Origin of the sequence: Nostoc sp. (assembly GCF_036919615.1) — a bacterium.
Lineage (GTDB): Bacteria > Cyanobacteriota > Cyanobacteriia > Cyanobacteriales > Nostocaceae > Nostoc.
On record NZ_JBALCN010000084.1, the window covers coordinates 1 to 14,788 of the forward strand.

The window sequence follows — 14,788 nt, forward strand, 5'->3', positions numbered from 1 at the left end:
GTCCGTGTTCTTCTTTTAACCACTCAACTATTGCACCATAACTACTAAAGCCTTTTCCTGTTTTTAACTCCTCTAAGAGTGCTGCGATCGCAGTAACGATCAAGATAAGCGACGATGGATATGACCGATATGCCGCCTCAAGTTATCTGGGGGGATTTACTTTTTACTTTTATCTTTTTACATTCCCTGCAATACTTGCCGAATGATATCCGATGGCACCTCATCGGTAACTGTCACTACACCAATCTCCGTTGGTAAAACAAACTGGACTTTCCCCGCTTTGACTTTCTTATCTAATTGCAATGCCTGAATAATTTCTTCAATATCCACCCCAGCTGGAAACTGAGTCGGTAAACCCGTTTTTTGAATTAAAGCATTTTGACGTTCCGTGTCTTCCTTTTGCCACAGTCCCAAATCCACAGCAATTTGACCGGCTGCTACCATGCCAATGGCTACCGCTTCACCATGATTCACTAAACGATAACCAGTCAAACTTTCTACTGCATGACCGATGGTATGTCCATAGTTGAGAATCGCTCGTAATCCGCCTTCTTTTTCATCTTTGCTAACAACGTCAGCTTTCGCTTGACAAGAGGACGTTAATATGTTGTTTATTAATTCCGGTTTTACATAGCGGAGTTGGTCGAGGCGTTTACTTGCTTCTAACTGGGCAAACAATTCGGCATCCCAAATCACACCGTACTTAATAACTTCTGCCATTCCTGCCCGAAACTCGCGCATAGGAAGAGTTTTCAAGATATCTGGGTCAATCAAAACCAAGCGCGGTTGATGGAATGACCCAATCAGGTTTTTACCGTGGGGATGATTTACGCCAGTTTTGCCACCAATTGCTGAATCTACCATCGCCAAGAGAGTGGTAGGCACTTGAACAACATTAATGCCGCGCAGCCAAGTTGCAGCGGCAAAGCCAGTCATATCGCCAATCACACCTCCCCCCAAAGCCACCATCGTAGAAGAACGTTCTAAGCGATTTTCCAAGGCGATATCGTAGAGTTTTTGGATGGAATTAAGGGTTTTGTAGCGTTCACCAGGTGGTAAGGTGCAGCTAACAACTTCAAATCCAGCAGATGTCAGGGATGCGATCGCTCTTTCCCCAAAATGTTTTAAAATCGTCGGATTAGAAACTAGCAATACCTTCTTGCCTAACTTGAGACTAGCCATCTGTTGACCCAGCTGATCTAAACTCGAAGGTGCGATCGCAATCTCATAAGACTGCTCTGGTAAATTTACATTAATTACAGAAGTCATTGCCCAACCCCAAACAAGCTCTCGTGGGCTGTATTCTATCGCAATCTGGGAGTGAGGGAGTGATGGGGATGAGGAGACAAGGGTAATAACCAATGCCCAACAACTAATGATTCAATAGATTTAGGAAGTATTGTGGAGAAAAATAAATGTTTGCAATTGCAGCTTACATCGGCTTTTTAGCTTTGTTCTTTGGTTTGGCTGTTGCTCTGTTCTTCGGTCTGCGGACTGCCAAAATAATTTAACCAAGACTCTTGTGGGGTGGGCAGCGTTCGACTGAGCGCTCACGTCGAAGTCGAACGCTGCCCTCAGTTTACTAAGTACGGGCGAGACGCCCATCCTACAAGAAGATTATTTATCCCACAACAGCTGGACTTGCTACCTTCTCCTGTCTTTGAGAAGGCAGACGCATTCCCAAACCAAGTAAATTTAGCATTTCTCGGTCAGTATTGTAATCTGGACAGGGAGTTGTCACCGTCAACATCTTGTTGTCGTCACTGGAAAAGATAGAATTAGCTCCTGCCATAAAGCAGAAAGCTTGTTCAACTTGAGAAAGTCTAGCCCTACCGGCACTAAGACGCACATCGGAAGCTGGCATTAAAATTCTAGCTGTAGCAATCATCCGCACAATATCCCAAATGGGAACATCAGGCTGATTTTCTAAGGGTGTGCCTGGTACTTGTGAAAGAATATTAATTGGTACTGACTCTGGATGTGGATGTAAGTTTGCCAGAGTCTGTAACATCCCAACCCGGTCATCGACAGTTTCACCCAAACCAAGGATACCGCCGGAACATACAGTAACATTTGTCTGACGGACATTTTCAATTGTGTTCAAGCGATCGCTATATGTCCTGGTGGTAATAATTGTGCTGTAATATTCCTGTGAGGTATCTAAGTTATGGTTGTAGGCGTAAAGTCCCGCTGCTTCCAATTTCCTGGCCTGATTGGCTGTCAACATACCCAGAGTGCAGCACACTTCTAAACCCATTGCGGTCACATCCTTGACCATTTCCAGAACTTCCTCAAATTGTGAGTTATCCCGCACTTCGCGCCAAGCAGCACCCATGCAGATGCGACTAACACCAGTTTCTTTCGCTTTTTGGGCGATGCTAACTACCGTTTCCTTTTCTAGAAGTGCTTGCGCCTTTACCTCTGTTTTATAGCGGGAAGATTGGGCACAGTAGCTACAATCTTCTGGACAACCTCCCGTTTTAATCGATATGAGCTTACAAACTTGTATTTTTGTTGGGTCATGATATTGGCGATGCACGCTAGCAGCTTGATAAATAAGCTCTAGCAATGGCATGTTGTATATCGCCCGAATCTCTAATTCCTGCCAATCGTAGCGTATTCCCACCACATCACTATCCTTCTTATAGACTGGGTTGAATCTTGAGCTGTCTTTTGGTTGAATCTCCTGCGGTATAGCGTTTGGACAAAGCGATTTTATCGAAGTTATGCCACGCACTGAGCTTTATCACCCATTGGCTCTCAATCCTTCCGCTCTAGATATTAGACATCAGCTTATCAAGATTTTGGTTGGATGGCAGATTAAAAGCAAAAATACTCACTTCACTGCTGCTAAACCGCAGGTATGAGAGAATTTACAAAATTAGCGAGAATGTTTCAGGAAGAGATCCCGTCGATTAAGTAATTTATGATATCAGAACTGCCACTAATTACAAGCGATCGCCTATTCTTACGAGCAGCGATTCATGAAGATATACCCCAAATTCTCAAATATTTTACTGATAATAGAACTTATCTCACACCATTCTACCCTCTTTGGGCTGATGGTTTTTTCACTGAAGAATATTGGCTGTATCAGATAGAGAATAGTTTTCTGGAATTTCTCAATGGGCAATCGTTAAAACTATTTATTTTTACCAAAAAAAATCCTAATGTAATTATTGGAACAGTCAATTTCAGTAATTTTGTCCGAGGAGCCGCTCATTTTTGCTATGTTGGATATAGCCTTGCTGAAAAGAAACAAGGTAAAGGATACATGACAGAAGGGCTAAAAGCCGCAACTCAATATCTATTTCAAGAGTTAAATTTTCACCGAGTCATGGCTAATTATATGCCTCACAATCGGCGTAGTGGCAATGTACTCAAAAGACTCGGTTTTGTCATTGAAGGATATGCTAGAGACTATTTGTTAATTAATGGGCAATGGGAAGATCATATTATGACAAGTCTCATCAATCCTAATTGGCAAACACCTAAATTTTAACCAGCTATTTTTCTAATAAAATAAATATATTCATCTGAATTTATGAGTGCAGAGATTAGAGCTTTATGCAAACATAAACTGTTATTTGAAATAATCAACTAGAATTTTTGCAACAACTTAAAATAATCATCTAGCAATCATATCTGATTTAGGAAAATCGCAGTGTCCAGATCCCCAACTTCTGAAAAAAGTCGGGGATCTGAGTATTATATTTATTTATACACAGCTAATTAACAAATTTGAGACATCAATTAGCAACATTTATAAATTCATGGTAAATCCATAATAAATACACAACAACTCCACAAGCAAATGCAATAGTAATATTTGTTCACTATCCGGCTCAGTTATCAATATTCGCTTTAGCCGATGTGTCCAATGTTATTAAATGATTGAGGAGTTTTTCAAAATGTCTATTAATTCTATAAAGCGTTTATCTGTCTTTTCTACTATTTTCGCTTTTGCTACCATCTTACACGGAGTTGTCTTGGCAACACCAGTTCCAACAACTTCCACTACTACACCAGCCTTAAAAACTCAGACTAATCCTGCATCACACCAAAAAATTAAACTCACAAATCAACAGCGCCTACAAATTCAAGTGGCTCGCCAGCAAAGAGATAAGGATATTGAGGCTCTATTAAACTCGTCCCAAGATACTAAATTTAAGGCAGCACTGCAATCTCGTCAGAGAGTCAGAACAGTGTTAACATCTTTGGATCTGAATCAAGCTCAACAGAAACAGGTTCAATCAATTTTGCAAACTTATAACCTGCAAGTGAAAAAAATTCTATCTTCACAGGCATCACAACCAACATCAAATCCAACAGCAGTTACGCCACCAACATCACAACCAGTTACAAAATAAAAATTAGTTTGATTTAATTAAGGTTAAGTTTCGGAAGACTGGCGGATTTGATCTAAACTTCGGTTAAGCCAGTCTTCATACCAATCATAAAAACTCAAAGACTGCTCTTCATCACTATCTTGATAAAAATCATCAGGGTTGGTGTCATGGAAAGCATGACAAAAAGTCAAAGAAGCAGGATATATCCCATTATCATTAGTACGATCATCTATCCAGATTTTTCCTGACTGCTCCCCAGTAATGACTAACATCGCATAAATTCCACAACCATAATTTGTAATGGTGAGAGTGCCCTGAATTAATTTATCATCAAAGTAAGCATCATTGTTGGCAACAAAACCTGTATTATTCTTGACAATCAAATCTAAATCATTCCAAGCTTCTGTTAAAAGAAATGGTTTAGAGAGAATTTCGTAGTTTTCTTGGTATAATTTTTCTGGGATGACATCTTCATTTTCAATTCCCAATAGTCCGGATAAGCCATATCCTGGCCCGACACCACCATTACCAACTTCTAAGAGAAAGTTTCGATATTCACTTGGTAGTGTAATATTGTATCTGGATTCAAACACTTGAATATCTTTGTTACTCAAGCAAGGTTTAAATTGATATTGGTGTGACTCTGAGCCAAAAACCTCAAATGTAGCGTCTAAAATAGCTAATTGAGTTAACTTTTTCTTTAATTGCAAAACTTTATTCATTATGCGCTCCAGATTTTGATGGTGGCGCTGCCATATTTTAGATATGGGTCGCTTTTTGCGTTTATGCTGATGCTGAAGCCAGAGGTAGTATTAAGGGAAGAATGAATTAAGCTTTGCTCGTAATGACTCTGGCTGAAACTCCAAACTACAAGAATTCTAGCAATCCTTTTCTCACCCTCAACTACGAAAGCGCCTTAGAATCTCTAGGCGGTGACTACTACGATGAGGTTGCAGCGGCGGAATTTCCCCAACACCTCCTGCGTTGGCGTAACGATGAACTATTACCCCGTTTCGGTCTAGACCCCCAAGTAGTCAAAGACGAAGATTTTATCACAGCCTTTGGCAAATTTCAGGGCCGCAAACCCTTGTTAGCACTTCGTTACCACGGCTATCAATTTGGTGAGTATAACGGACAGTTGGGTGATGGTAGAGGCTTTCTCTATGGGCAAGTACGCGCCAATGATGGCGAATTGTACGATTTTGGTACGAAAGGTTCTGGGAGAACGCCCTACTCTCGAGGTGGCGATGGTATGCTCACACTCAAAGGTGGGATGCGGGAAGTTCTGGCTGCGGAAGCACTGCACTACTTGGGTGTACGTACCTCACGCTGTCTGAGCATGATTGAAACAGGTTTACCCCTCTGGCGAGGCGATGAACCTTCGCCTACCCGTTCATCTGTGATGGTTAGGATGAGCAGTTCTCATATTCGGTTTGGCACTTTTGAGCGACTGCACTATTTCCAGCGTCCAGATTTAACTAAAAAGCTGTTAGACCACGTAATTGAGCAGTATTATCAACACTTAAGTGCTGAACAAGATAAATATGCTCTATTTTACGCCGAATTAGTGAAACGGGTTGCAGAACTAGCAGCGCAGTGGATGGCGGCTGGCTTTTGTCATGGAGTCCTGAATACTGACAATATGTCAATTACCGGAGAAAGTTTTGATTATGGGCCTTACGCGTTTATCCCTAGCTATAATCCCTACTTTATAGCTGCATATTTTGACTATTCTGGACGCTACTGTTACGGTAATCAACCAAGTATTTGCCAGCTGAATCTACAAATGCTTCAAGAACCTTTAAAGGCGATTATTGATAAAGGTGAAATGGAAGCCGGATTAGCTAGGTTTGGTGAATATTATGAAGCTGAATACAGTTCTTTGATGTTGAAAAAGTTGGGTTTTGAGGATTTGCCGCATTCAGAAGCTGAGGAACTTTTGAATCTAACGATTGAATTCTTGAAAGAGAGCCAAGTTGGTTATCACCAATTCTTTTATAAGATGGCTCGTACTTTTTCATCTAAATGGCGAGATGAACCAGGTTTTGTGATGAATAGTTCAGATATTGTCCCAGTACCGGGTGCGTCAGGAATTTTTGATGATTGGTGCATACTGTACCATAAAATTTTGAATGATATGGAATGCGATCGCATTGATGTAATTGCCCAAACTCTAACAGTTCATAATCCGCAAACGGTATTATTAAGACCTGTGATTGAATCTATTTGGGAAGCAATTGCTCAGGAAGATAATTGGCAACCTTTTTATGAGTTAGTCAAGACAATTCAGTCTAGGAAATAGACATATTAAAGAAGCAAGGGGACTGGGTACAAAACAAAGAATTTGTTTCTCCCCCTGCCTCTTCTTCAGGCTAACTAAACTGCTGGGCATAAGACCGCGCATAGCGCCGCTCTAGGGCTAATAATTCTTCATGGGTTCCCGATTCGACAATTTGTCCCTGTTCAAAAACTAAAATGCGATCGCACCGTCTAACTGTTGATAAACGGTGAGCAATAATAAACACTGTCCGTTTTTCCATCAATCTTTCCAGCGCTTCCTGTACCAGTGCTTCTGATTCGGAATCTAAGGCTGATGTCGCCTCATCAAGAATCAAGATTTGGGGATTGAGCAGAACAGCACGAGCGATCGCAATTCTTTGTCTTTGTCCACCTGATAAGTTTACCCCACGTTCACCCACCCAAGTCTGATAACCCTCTGGCAGTTTGCTAATAAACTGATGGGCATTAGCAATTTTCGCCGCCTCTTTAACTGCTTTTATGTCAAAAACATCTTGTCCAAAGGCAATATTTTGGGCAATTGTTCCCGAAAACATGATGGTTTCTTGAGGAACAATCCCAATTTGTCGCCGCAGACTATGCAACTTCACATCCCGAATATCAACACCGTCAATCAATATTTGACCAACTTCGGGGTCGTAAAAACGCGGTAGGAGATTCACAAATGTGGTTTTACCAGCACCAGAAGCACCCATAAGAGCGATCGCTTCACCTGGTGATACTAATAAACTGATATCTTTTAGTACCGATTCACCTAGTTTATAGGCAAAGGAAATATGACGATATTCTACTTTGCCGTTGACTGGGGGGAGAGCGATCGCATTGATCTTTTCGATCACCGTCGGTTGAATTGCCATCAATTCAAAAACGCGGTCAACAGATGCTTCACCCTGCTTAAATTCGTTGTAGTTGTTAGTAGTGTGACCAATGGGATCAATTAACAGCGCCGCCGCCGCCAGATAACTGAAAAAATTCGCCACTGTCAAGTTACCTTGGGAAATTTGCCACGCTCCCACAATCAGTAACGATAACGCACTTAAGGCTTCCAGAAATCCGATGATCGGAATCTGAATCGCTTTCAGGCGTTCGGCTGAGTATTTTGCTTTGAGACTGCGTTCTGCTTCATGGCCAAACCGGGCGATTTCGTAATTTTCAGCAGCAAAAGCCTGTACCAAACGAATACCGTTGAAAACTTCCGCGAGGATGGCTGATAAACCCGACACACGATTTTGACTTTTTAAGGAATATTTGCGTAACCGTTCACCAAACCAGCCAACTAAAATACCCATCAGTGGTGCAACTATTACTGTTGCTAATGTCAGTTGCCAATTCAGGTAAATCATATAAATCGGAATTGCTAGCAACTGCAAAGTGCAGGGGATAAAGTCGTGAAACACTTTATTTATTACTTCGCCAACCCGATCAACATCTTCCGTGAGACGGTAAGATAAATCACCTGCTTTTGCCGTTTCAAAATAGCTGAGATTTAGCTTTTGAAGATGGGCGTAGACTTGCTGGCGCAGATGAAAAGCAACTCTCAAAGCAGCTTTCGCCATGTACATATCTTGTATAGACTGAAACAAGCCTCTGACAAGAAAGACTAAGGCACAACTGCCAGTTATTTGAGCGATCGCCACTACATTACCTTGTGCAAAGGGAATTGCCAATTTCCCGGCGAGATTGATCAGCACTAATGTTGCCAGTACGTATCCCAAGATGCCAATAAATCCCTTGGTGATGGTTTTCCACTGGAGTCGGATATAAGGCAGTAGTTGCCAGTAATTAGAACGCGTTTTCAAGCTTGAAGGTCCACAACGATATCTCCTTTGTTTGACGCTAGCAGTTTTTGGTGAGTTTCTGAACAGTTAACTAATTAATGTGAGTTCGGGTTAAGATTAGGCGGCAGAAAGCAAATTGTGATTGATGGCGATCGCAGGCTTCTGAGGTTGGTGGCAGTAGGCGATTAAACTTGCAGTTAACAGGCGATCGGTGACGAAAATGCTCAATCTGAGAGATATTCTTGAACTGGTCAATGATGGTCTCAATGATCGAGCGTTTCCTGAGCAACAGGCGATCGCTCAACGACATAAAGCGATGGTAGCTGACCAAACCGGGGAAGTATGCCTGCCACTGAACCTATACTTTATCCTGGTAGTTAACTAGACTAATGAAAGTCGATCATAATCGTCATGATCTCGCTCAAACACAAACTGTGCGATCGCTTTCTTGCAGCCCATTACCCAACAGTTGGCGCTCCCACTGTGCTTCAAAGGTTTGACAGAAGTCATCCACAAAAGAGTGAACATGGGGCAAGCAGATGCATGAGAATTTAGCACTTTCAGCCTACCTGTTTTGCCCCCTTTCTTATCCCGAACTCACGTTATATTTAGTATCTTCAGTGTGTTAAAGATCCGATTCTTTTCCATTAACTTTCTGTTATTAATCTGGATGCTATTGCCACGGAAGTTTTTTGTCAGCCCTAATCTATAAATAAAGAAATAAAACGAAGAAAATAAAAAACATCTAAAATTTTCAGAAGTTTATTTGATATTTACACCTCAAGAATACAATTTACAGATGTTAGCTGACTTCAGAGAAACTTATAATAATAACCAGAAGCAAGTAGACGATATTTCCCTAGCCTTGAAATATGCTACTAATTTTATCAGCTAAATTACTGTGGCTACCTGGTTACATCAAATACCAGTTTATTTCATTCCGGAATTACAAAAATTATGAATATTAACCAAGATGATACAAAATATTCTAAAAATAGTTTAGAACTGCTAGAGTCGAACCTAGACAACATTATAGCTTTATCTCACAATCTGCCTAATACACCTATCATCCCCAATGTTTTCAAAGAATCTGTAAATGCGGTGTTAAGCCTCTTTAGGAGAAGATATACTCAGTCTAATGATCAACCAACAGCAGAACAACAACCAAATCAAGCAGATTGAACCGCTAATTAGCTTTTACTGTCATGAATAATTATTGTTTTAAATGACTCACTACCAAAAATTACTAAAAATCTCCACCACTGGCAAATCTTTTTACAACATCACTGCGAAAATTGAAGCTACAGTCGCAGAGTCAGGAGTAGAAACTGGTCTTTGTACTCTATTTTTGCGCCACACTTCAGCTAGTTTAGTGATTCAAGAAAATGCCGATCCCGATGTCCTTGTAGATTTAGCTAACTTTATGGCAAAACTCGTGCCAGAATCGGGAAAATACATCCACGATGCAGAAGGCTCCGATGATATGCCGGCACACATTCGTACAGCACTCACCCAAACTTCTGAGCATATCCCCATTAATCGAGGTCATTTAGTGCTGGGAACTTGGCAGGGAATTTATATTTGGGAACACCGCCAGCGCAATCATCTAAGAGAATTGGTTGTCCATATTTCTGGATAGAGAGTTCTCAGTTTTCATTTATTTAAAGCGTAGCTTTGTAGAGTTTAAATACCCTGCTGCAAAATTTTCCAGAAAATATCTTCTGGGATTTTGATTTTCTGGTAATAATTATGAAAATTTCTGATTTAATTACTTGGTTTGAAGCATGGGCAAATCCCGCTTGGTGTGAAAGCTGGGATAATTGTGGCTGGCAGATTGAACCAGGAGTGTTGCAGGAAAAAGCACGGGTTTTGGTATGTTTGACACCGACTTTGGCAGTAATGCAGGAAGCGATCGCTCTGAATGCTAATCTGATTTTTGCCCATCATCCTTTAATTTTTACTCCTCCCAAATCTTTACGCACTGGTGAAGCGATCGCCGAAATGGTACGGTTAGCCTTTACCCATAATATTGGTATTTACAGCGCCCACACAAATTTTGACCAGGTGCAGGATGGTACTGCTGACGTTTTGGCTCAGATTTTAGAACTTAAAGAAGTTACTCCCATAGTACCTACACAAGCAGGATTAGGATATGGTCGTGTTGGTTTGCTAGAGCCATTTATGACATTACAAGAGTTACTCGCAGCTATTCAAACCCGACTTGCTACCCCTAATTTGATTTTTTCCCCAACTGCTGATTTACAGCAAACAATTTCACAAGTTGCCGTTTTAGGTGGTTCAGGGGCTAGTTTCATTTCAGCCGTTGCCAAAACTGGTGCTCAAGCTTATCTGACTTCTGATTGTAAATTCCATCAGTTTCAAGAAAGCCGCGATTGCAGTCTAATTTTAATCGATGCCGGACATTACGCTACCGAACGTCCGGCTTGCGATCGCTTGGTGCAAAAATTCCAGTGTTTAAACCTAAACTGGGTACAATTAAGTCAAAAGGATGAAGATTTCCGCCAGTTTTTTGCTTGATTACTTATGTTTCACTACATTTTTTGGATATTTACTTAAAAGTTTCTCTATATTTTAAATTTTAATATTGTTAAATCAGGTGTCTTTTCAGTAATAGGGGTAAAAACTTTTGTAACTATCTATCACCATATACTAATAGATAGACGCACCTAAAGCTCATATTGTCACCGATTATTGTGATGCAAATCACTAATTGGGTGTAATTATAATCACATAAGATTAATGTTCCATATCAATTAGTAGCAGAGGAAAATGTTCCACACTTGAGATCACAAATTGTTTACTCTGCCCTAATTAAGATGATTCGCACACTTGTTGAATCTGCCTTCCAAACTGGATATCTTAGTGTTGAATCTGAGGGTTTACTCCATCAAGTGCTGACCACTAAATGCTGGAAGGAACAGGATTTGTCAGCTTTGGCAGCCCTATACAATGCAGTTCGCGCAGGCCAAATTAAACGAGAAGCGTCCTCGTTGAATGTGCTTATGGAATTTCCCCTACCCTATAAATCTTGCTGATACTTCCATAAAAGAAGCAAAGTAGCAGAGGAGTAATTTTCTTAAGGTCTTTCCTCTGTGCCCACCATCTCCTTTGCCTCCGGAGTTTTTTACCCCTAATCGCTTGCCTTTTTCCTAGTCATGATCAGCCAAAAACCTTAAAAACTCAAAACTCTTTGAGTGTTGTTGTTGAAAACCATCAAGGTCAGCAAGAGAATGAGTTAAGATCAGATACACATGGGTAAAAGTAAAGCCAAGTCCCCGGACTTCCCAGTAATGCTAATGAGTAAAAGTAGGCAAGTTAAACAACCGCAATCAACGATTGTTTTGGAGTATTCTTTATTACATAATAGTAAAAAGGACTCACCAGCAAATATGAACCTGGTTAGGACAGATTCCGAATTGTTTGACTTTTATGAAGCAGACATTCCTTAAAATGAGCCAAAGAGAGATTGAGTTCATTGGTACAGCCAGCATCGATTGATGACTCAACATTTCCCCATATTGTGACAACTACAAGCAAATGTTGGGATCGGGTCATGAAGCGTACTTATTCTGAACCGTGAAATTAACCTCTAAAAGGTGTAATGTAATGGGGTAGAACCCAGATTTTGATAGGTTTAACTACGTTGTTTAAAAAGGCAGAAACAATACATGCTACACCGCAAGATTTATCAACTGTGTTGCGATGGGCGCGAGGTATGTGTTTTCTTGCGGGACCAGCAACGCTGGATTGAACGCGCCCGCATCATCGACATAGAGGGAGATTTAGTGACCCTACGCTATGAAACAGAAGAAGAGGACGAAGTTTGTTCTTGGGAAGAAATGGTTCGCCTCGAGAGCATTGGTGCTGTAACGCAAAAATTGGCTTCAGTACCACGCGGTAATGTGGAACCTTTGATGACTGAAGATTGTCCTGAAGCTGAACGCATCCGCAACCGTTACACTGACTCGAATCCAGAATAATCAGTGCTGAGTCACCGAACTTCTGATCAGAGGCAGCCTCTGCTCAAAGTTCTCGCCGAGTGCTGAGTAATAAATCCTAACTCAGCACTCAGGACTCAGGACTAGATAAACCTTCAAAAGCAGGACAGTAACCTTCTAGAGTTACCTTAAAGTTATACAATGGGGAAGCTGGATTCCAACACCGCTGCCCCCTTTGATGTCGGCAGGTACCGCAACAGTCTACATCTGTCCATGTATAGCGATCGCTATTTTGGCTGAGCAGTTCTCGTTGAGACAATCCCCTTAATACTAGTTCTTCCCCTTGCCAACGAGCTTCGATTAAACCAGTATCGGCAAATTGCCGCCAACGCGGATCAGCAGTAATCACATCGGGTAGGGTAATTGTGATTACTGTTCCTAACTCTGTCAGTTCGCCTTCGTAGTTAGTTTCTGGTGCTGCCGGTTGTAAAAATGTATCGCCAATAGGCAGTTCTACTAAAGTGTCAGCCGCCGGGGAATGTACATGGTAGCGGTTTTGCAACTCCTCTAAGCTAGTCAGGTCTGCCAAGTAGGCAGGAGAACCGTGGACAAAAATGACGTGCTGGGGTCGCAAATTATGAATTAGCTGCGTAGTACCAGGGCCATCACTATGTTGAGCTAAAAGATAGGTTTCGACAGTAGTGGGTGCTAAATATTCTTTGTTAACTTTTATATCAATTTTTTCTGGTAGAAGGATCAGCCAAGGGCCTGTGTCTAGTTGGCAGTGTTTACCTAAATCATCTGTAGAGTCTGTAAGGACAATACAAGGTGACTTGCCCACAGTGGGACGATGTTCTGGTTGTAAACGACGCACGCGGGGACGTACCCGTTCATCCCAAAACAAGGGTTGATGGCGGGCAAAGTTCTGCACGGATGGGGGAAGGTGAGGTAGCAGTTCTAGGTACGCATCACACCCAGTGGCGACAGCACCATCTACCCAGATATCTAAATCTCGTCCGGTGAAGTGGTGATGAGACCGTAAGAGCATTAATAGTTCTTGACCCAATCCTAAAGCCGGGGTGGGAAGGATTACAGAACAATGGTCAGCGATCGCCCGATTAATTCGCTCTGCTAGTTGATTTTCTTGGTTGCGGCGATGGGGATGACGGGATGTGCCATAACTGCCTTCAATGATCAGCACATCCAAGTCTAATCCTCGTAGTTCCTCTAAACGCAAACCTTCTACCAACCGGGAGTTTGACAGGAAAAAGTCCCCTGTATACAGTAGCTTGTAAATACGCTGTTGGGTGGTGTAGGTAAGCAGAATTGCCACTGCCCCTGGTAGATGTCCTGCCGGAAATAATTCTGCCACCAGACCCTCTTTGAATTCCACAGGCGATCGCAATGGCAAGGCATGACAAAATTGGGAAATTTCCTTAGGGTCTTGGTCTAGCCAATTCAGCGGCAGTAACTTGCTCGTCACCTCACTGCCATAGATAGGTAACTTTGGAAAAGCTTCATGCAGTGCCAGTAAGCCTCTGGCGTGATCTGGGTGGGCGTGACTAATCAAAACTAAATCTGCTGGTAGGGACGAACTAGCTCCACGTCCCGACTTACTAAGTCCCTTCCCCAGTGATGAAATATCCTCCAAACCACAGTCCAACAGGATGCGGTGTGGGCCCATTTTCACTAATAAACACACGCCCTCATTGTCATGCTGGACACTATAGGGCAAACATTCTAATTCACTACCCCCTTCCCCAGCATCTACGCGAGAGGATGCTGACAGATTATCCCTCATGCTCTCCTCCCCTCAAACCTCATCATCATGGACACATCCCAAAAGCCAAAAATTACACAAATTTTGGTTTTGTGACTTAGGGGTAAGTTTTATCGTCATTGGTGTCAACTTCAGCCAAAACCCTTTTCAAACCTGTTTCCAGCCAGAAGCTGGAAATGCTGTTCATTGCGCCTCTGCCGCGAGTAAGGAAGGCAAAGCCTAAGAATAGGCATTCCCAGTCGGAGACTTCTTCTCGAGACAATCTCTAAAAGCTAGTTCTAGACTGCTTTTAACGTTAAGTTGACACCAATGGTTTTATCGTGCGCCCCTACACCCTGAGAATACGGATTTTTGATTGGGGAGGACGCCTCCACCGAACCCGCACTGGTTCGGAAAGGTGGGCTAACGAGAAGCCTCAAGTTAAAAGAGTTTGGCTCTTGTCTATTTTCCCTTTGCAAGTTCTGAGCGCTCTTAGCCAACTCACCCTACGGGAAGCCGCCCAAGCGTCTACAGACGATCTCAATGTGCAGAGCCATTTCCGTGATAGTTATCTGAATCATAGAATCCATTTTTCGTGCCAAAAAATAAGCACGAAAGCGTAAATATAACTGTTAATCCAGCTAG

At 42.0% G+C, this 14,788-nt stretch carries 15 protein-coding genes and 1 pseudogene; 9 read left to right on the forward strand and 7 right to left on the reverse strand.

Going from position 1 to position 14,788, the window contains the following annotated elements:
* Positions 1-177: 177 nt before the first annotated feature.
* Complete coding sequence (aroB, locus tag V7K48_RS23360; RefSeq protein ID WP_335075813.1) at positions 178-1,269, reverse strand: 3-dehydroquinate synthase; 1,092 nt, start codon at positions 1,267-1,269, stop codon at positions 178-180.
* 146 nt (positions 1,270-1,415) lie between these two features.
* Here aroB and petL point away from each other — a divergent pair, with 146 nt between their 5' ends.
* A complete protein-coding gene (gene petL / locus V7K48_RS23365; RefSeq protein ID WP_298908792.1) occupies positions 1,416-1,511 on the forward strand; it encodes a cytochrome b6-f complex subunit PetL in 96 nt (31 codons plus the stop codon).
* A 110-nt stretch (positions 1,512-1,621) separates the two neighbouring features.
* Here petL and bioB read toward each other — a convergent pair whose 3' ends face one another.
* A complete protein-coding gene (gene bioB / locus V7K48_RS23370; protein ID WP_335075816.1) occupies positions 1,622-2,629 on the reverse strand; it encodes a biotin synthase BioB in 1,008 nt (335 codons plus the stop codon).
* Between the two features lie 297 nt (positions 2,630-2,926).
* On the opposite strand from bioB, the gene V7K48_RS23375 reads away from it, so the two are divergent.
* Positions 2,927-3,502, forward strand: a complete 576-nt coding sequence (locus V7K48_RS23375; protein WP_334973871.1) for a GNAT family N-acetyltransferase — start codon at positions 2,927-2,929, stop codon at positions 3,500-3,502.
* Between the two features lie 409 nt (positions 3,503-3,911).
* On the forward strand, positions 3,912-4,370 hold the full coding sequence (locus V7K48_RS23380) for a hypothetical protein (protein ID WP_335075819.1): 459 nt from the start codon (positions 3,912-3,914) through the stop codon (positions 4,368-4,370).
* 23 nt (positions 4,371-4,393) lie between these two features.
* On the opposite strand, the gene V7K48_RS23385 is transcribed toward V7K48_RS23380, so the two are convergent.
* On the reverse strand, positions 4,394-5,071 hold the full coding sequence (locus V7K48_RS23385) for an SMI1/KNR4 family protein (protein WP_335075821.1): 678 nt from the start codon (positions 5,069-5,071) through the stop codon (positions 4,394-4,396).
* A 122-nt stretch (positions 5,072-5,193) separates the two neighbouring features.
* On the opposite strand from V7K48_RS23385, the gene V7K48_RS23390 reads away from it, so the two are divergent.
* Positions 5,194-6,651, forward strand: a complete 1,458-nt coding sequence (locus V7K48_RS23390; RefSeq protein WP_335075823.1) for a protein adenylyltransferase SelO — start codon at positions 5,194-5,196, stop codon at positions 6,649-6,651.
* A gap of 70 nt (positions 6,652-6,721) precedes the next feature.
* On the opposite strand, the gene V7K48_RS23395 is transcribed toward V7K48_RS23390, so the two are convergent.
* Together V7K48_RS23395 and V7K48_RS23400 are read right to left on the reverse strand one after the other, a co-directional pair.
* Entirely contained in the window at positions 6,722-8,446 is a 1,725-nt protein-coding gene (locus tag V7K48_RS23395; RefSeq protein WP_335075825.1) for an ABC transporter ATP-binding protein, read from the reverse strand.
* A gap of 96 nt (positions 8,447-8,542) precedes the next feature.
* Positions 8,543-8,738 (reverse strand): annotated as a pseudogene (locus V7K48_RS23400) (transposase); the annotation flags it as partial.
* Positions 8,739-9,382: 644 nt separating this feature from the next.
* On the opposite strand from V7K48_RS23400, the gene V7K48_RS23405 reads away from it, so the two are divergent.
* The 5 genes from V7K48_RS23405 to V7K48_RS23425 all read left to right on the forward strand — a co-directional run bounded on the left by V7K48_RS23405 (position 9,383) and on the right by V7K48_RS23425 (position 12,426).
* Positions 9,383-9,607 (forward strand): hypothetical protein, encoded by a 225-nt coding sequence (locus V7K48_RS23405; protein WP_335075827.1) that lies wholly within the window; start codon positions 9,383-9,385, stop codon positions 9,605-9,607.
* A 43-nt stretch (positions 9,608-9,650) separates the two neighbouring features.
* A complete protein-coding gene (locus V7K48_RS23410) occupies positions 9,651-10,064 on the forward strand; it encodes a secondary thiamine-phosphate synthase enzyme YjbQ (protein WP_335075829.1) in 414 nt (137 codons plus the stop codon).
* Between the two features lie 110 nt (positions 10,065-10,174).
* The gene (locus V7K48_RS23415; RefSeq protein ID WP_335075832.1) at positions 10,175-10,963 is read left to right on the forward strand and encodes a Nif3-like dinuclear metal center hexameric protein; all 789 of its coding nucleotides are present in this window, start codon (positions 10,175-10,177) and stop codon (positions 10,961-10,963) included.
* Positions 10,964-11,262: 299 nt separating this feature from the next.
* Complete coding sequence (locus tag V7K48_RS23420; RefSeq protein WP_335075834.1) at positions 11,263-11,481, forward strand: hypothetical protein; 219 nt, start codon at positions 11,263-11,265, stop codon at positions 11,479-11,481.
* 633 nt (positions 11,482-12,114) lie between these two features.
* Positions 12,115-12,426 carry a DUF6679 family protein gene (locus V7K48_RS23425; RefSeq protein WP_086765716.1) on the forward strand — a complete coding sequence of 104 codons (312 nt, stop codon included), beginning with the start codon at positions 12,115-12,117 and terminating at the stop codon, positions 12,424-12,426.
* Between the two features lie 88 nt (positions 12,427-12,514).
* Here the strand turns inward: V7K48_RS23425 and V7K48_RS23430 are convergent, their stop codons facing one another.
* Together V7K48_RS23430 and V7K48_RS23435 are read right to left on the reverse strand one after the other, a co-directional pair.
* Positions 12,515-14,185, reverse strand: coding sequence for an MBL fold metallo-hydrolase (locus V7K48_RS23430; protein WP_335075836.1), 1,671 nt, complete (start codon positions 14,183-14,185; stop codon positions 12,515-12,517).
* A 76-nt stretch (positions 14,186-14,261) separates the two neighbouring features.
* Positions 14,262-14,426, reverse strand: a complete 165-nt coding sequence (locus V7K48_RS23435) for a hypothetical protein (RefSeq protein WP_335075839.1) — start codon at positions 14,424-14,426, stop codon at positions 14,262-14,264.
* Positions 14,427-14,788: the final 362 nt, after the last annotated feature.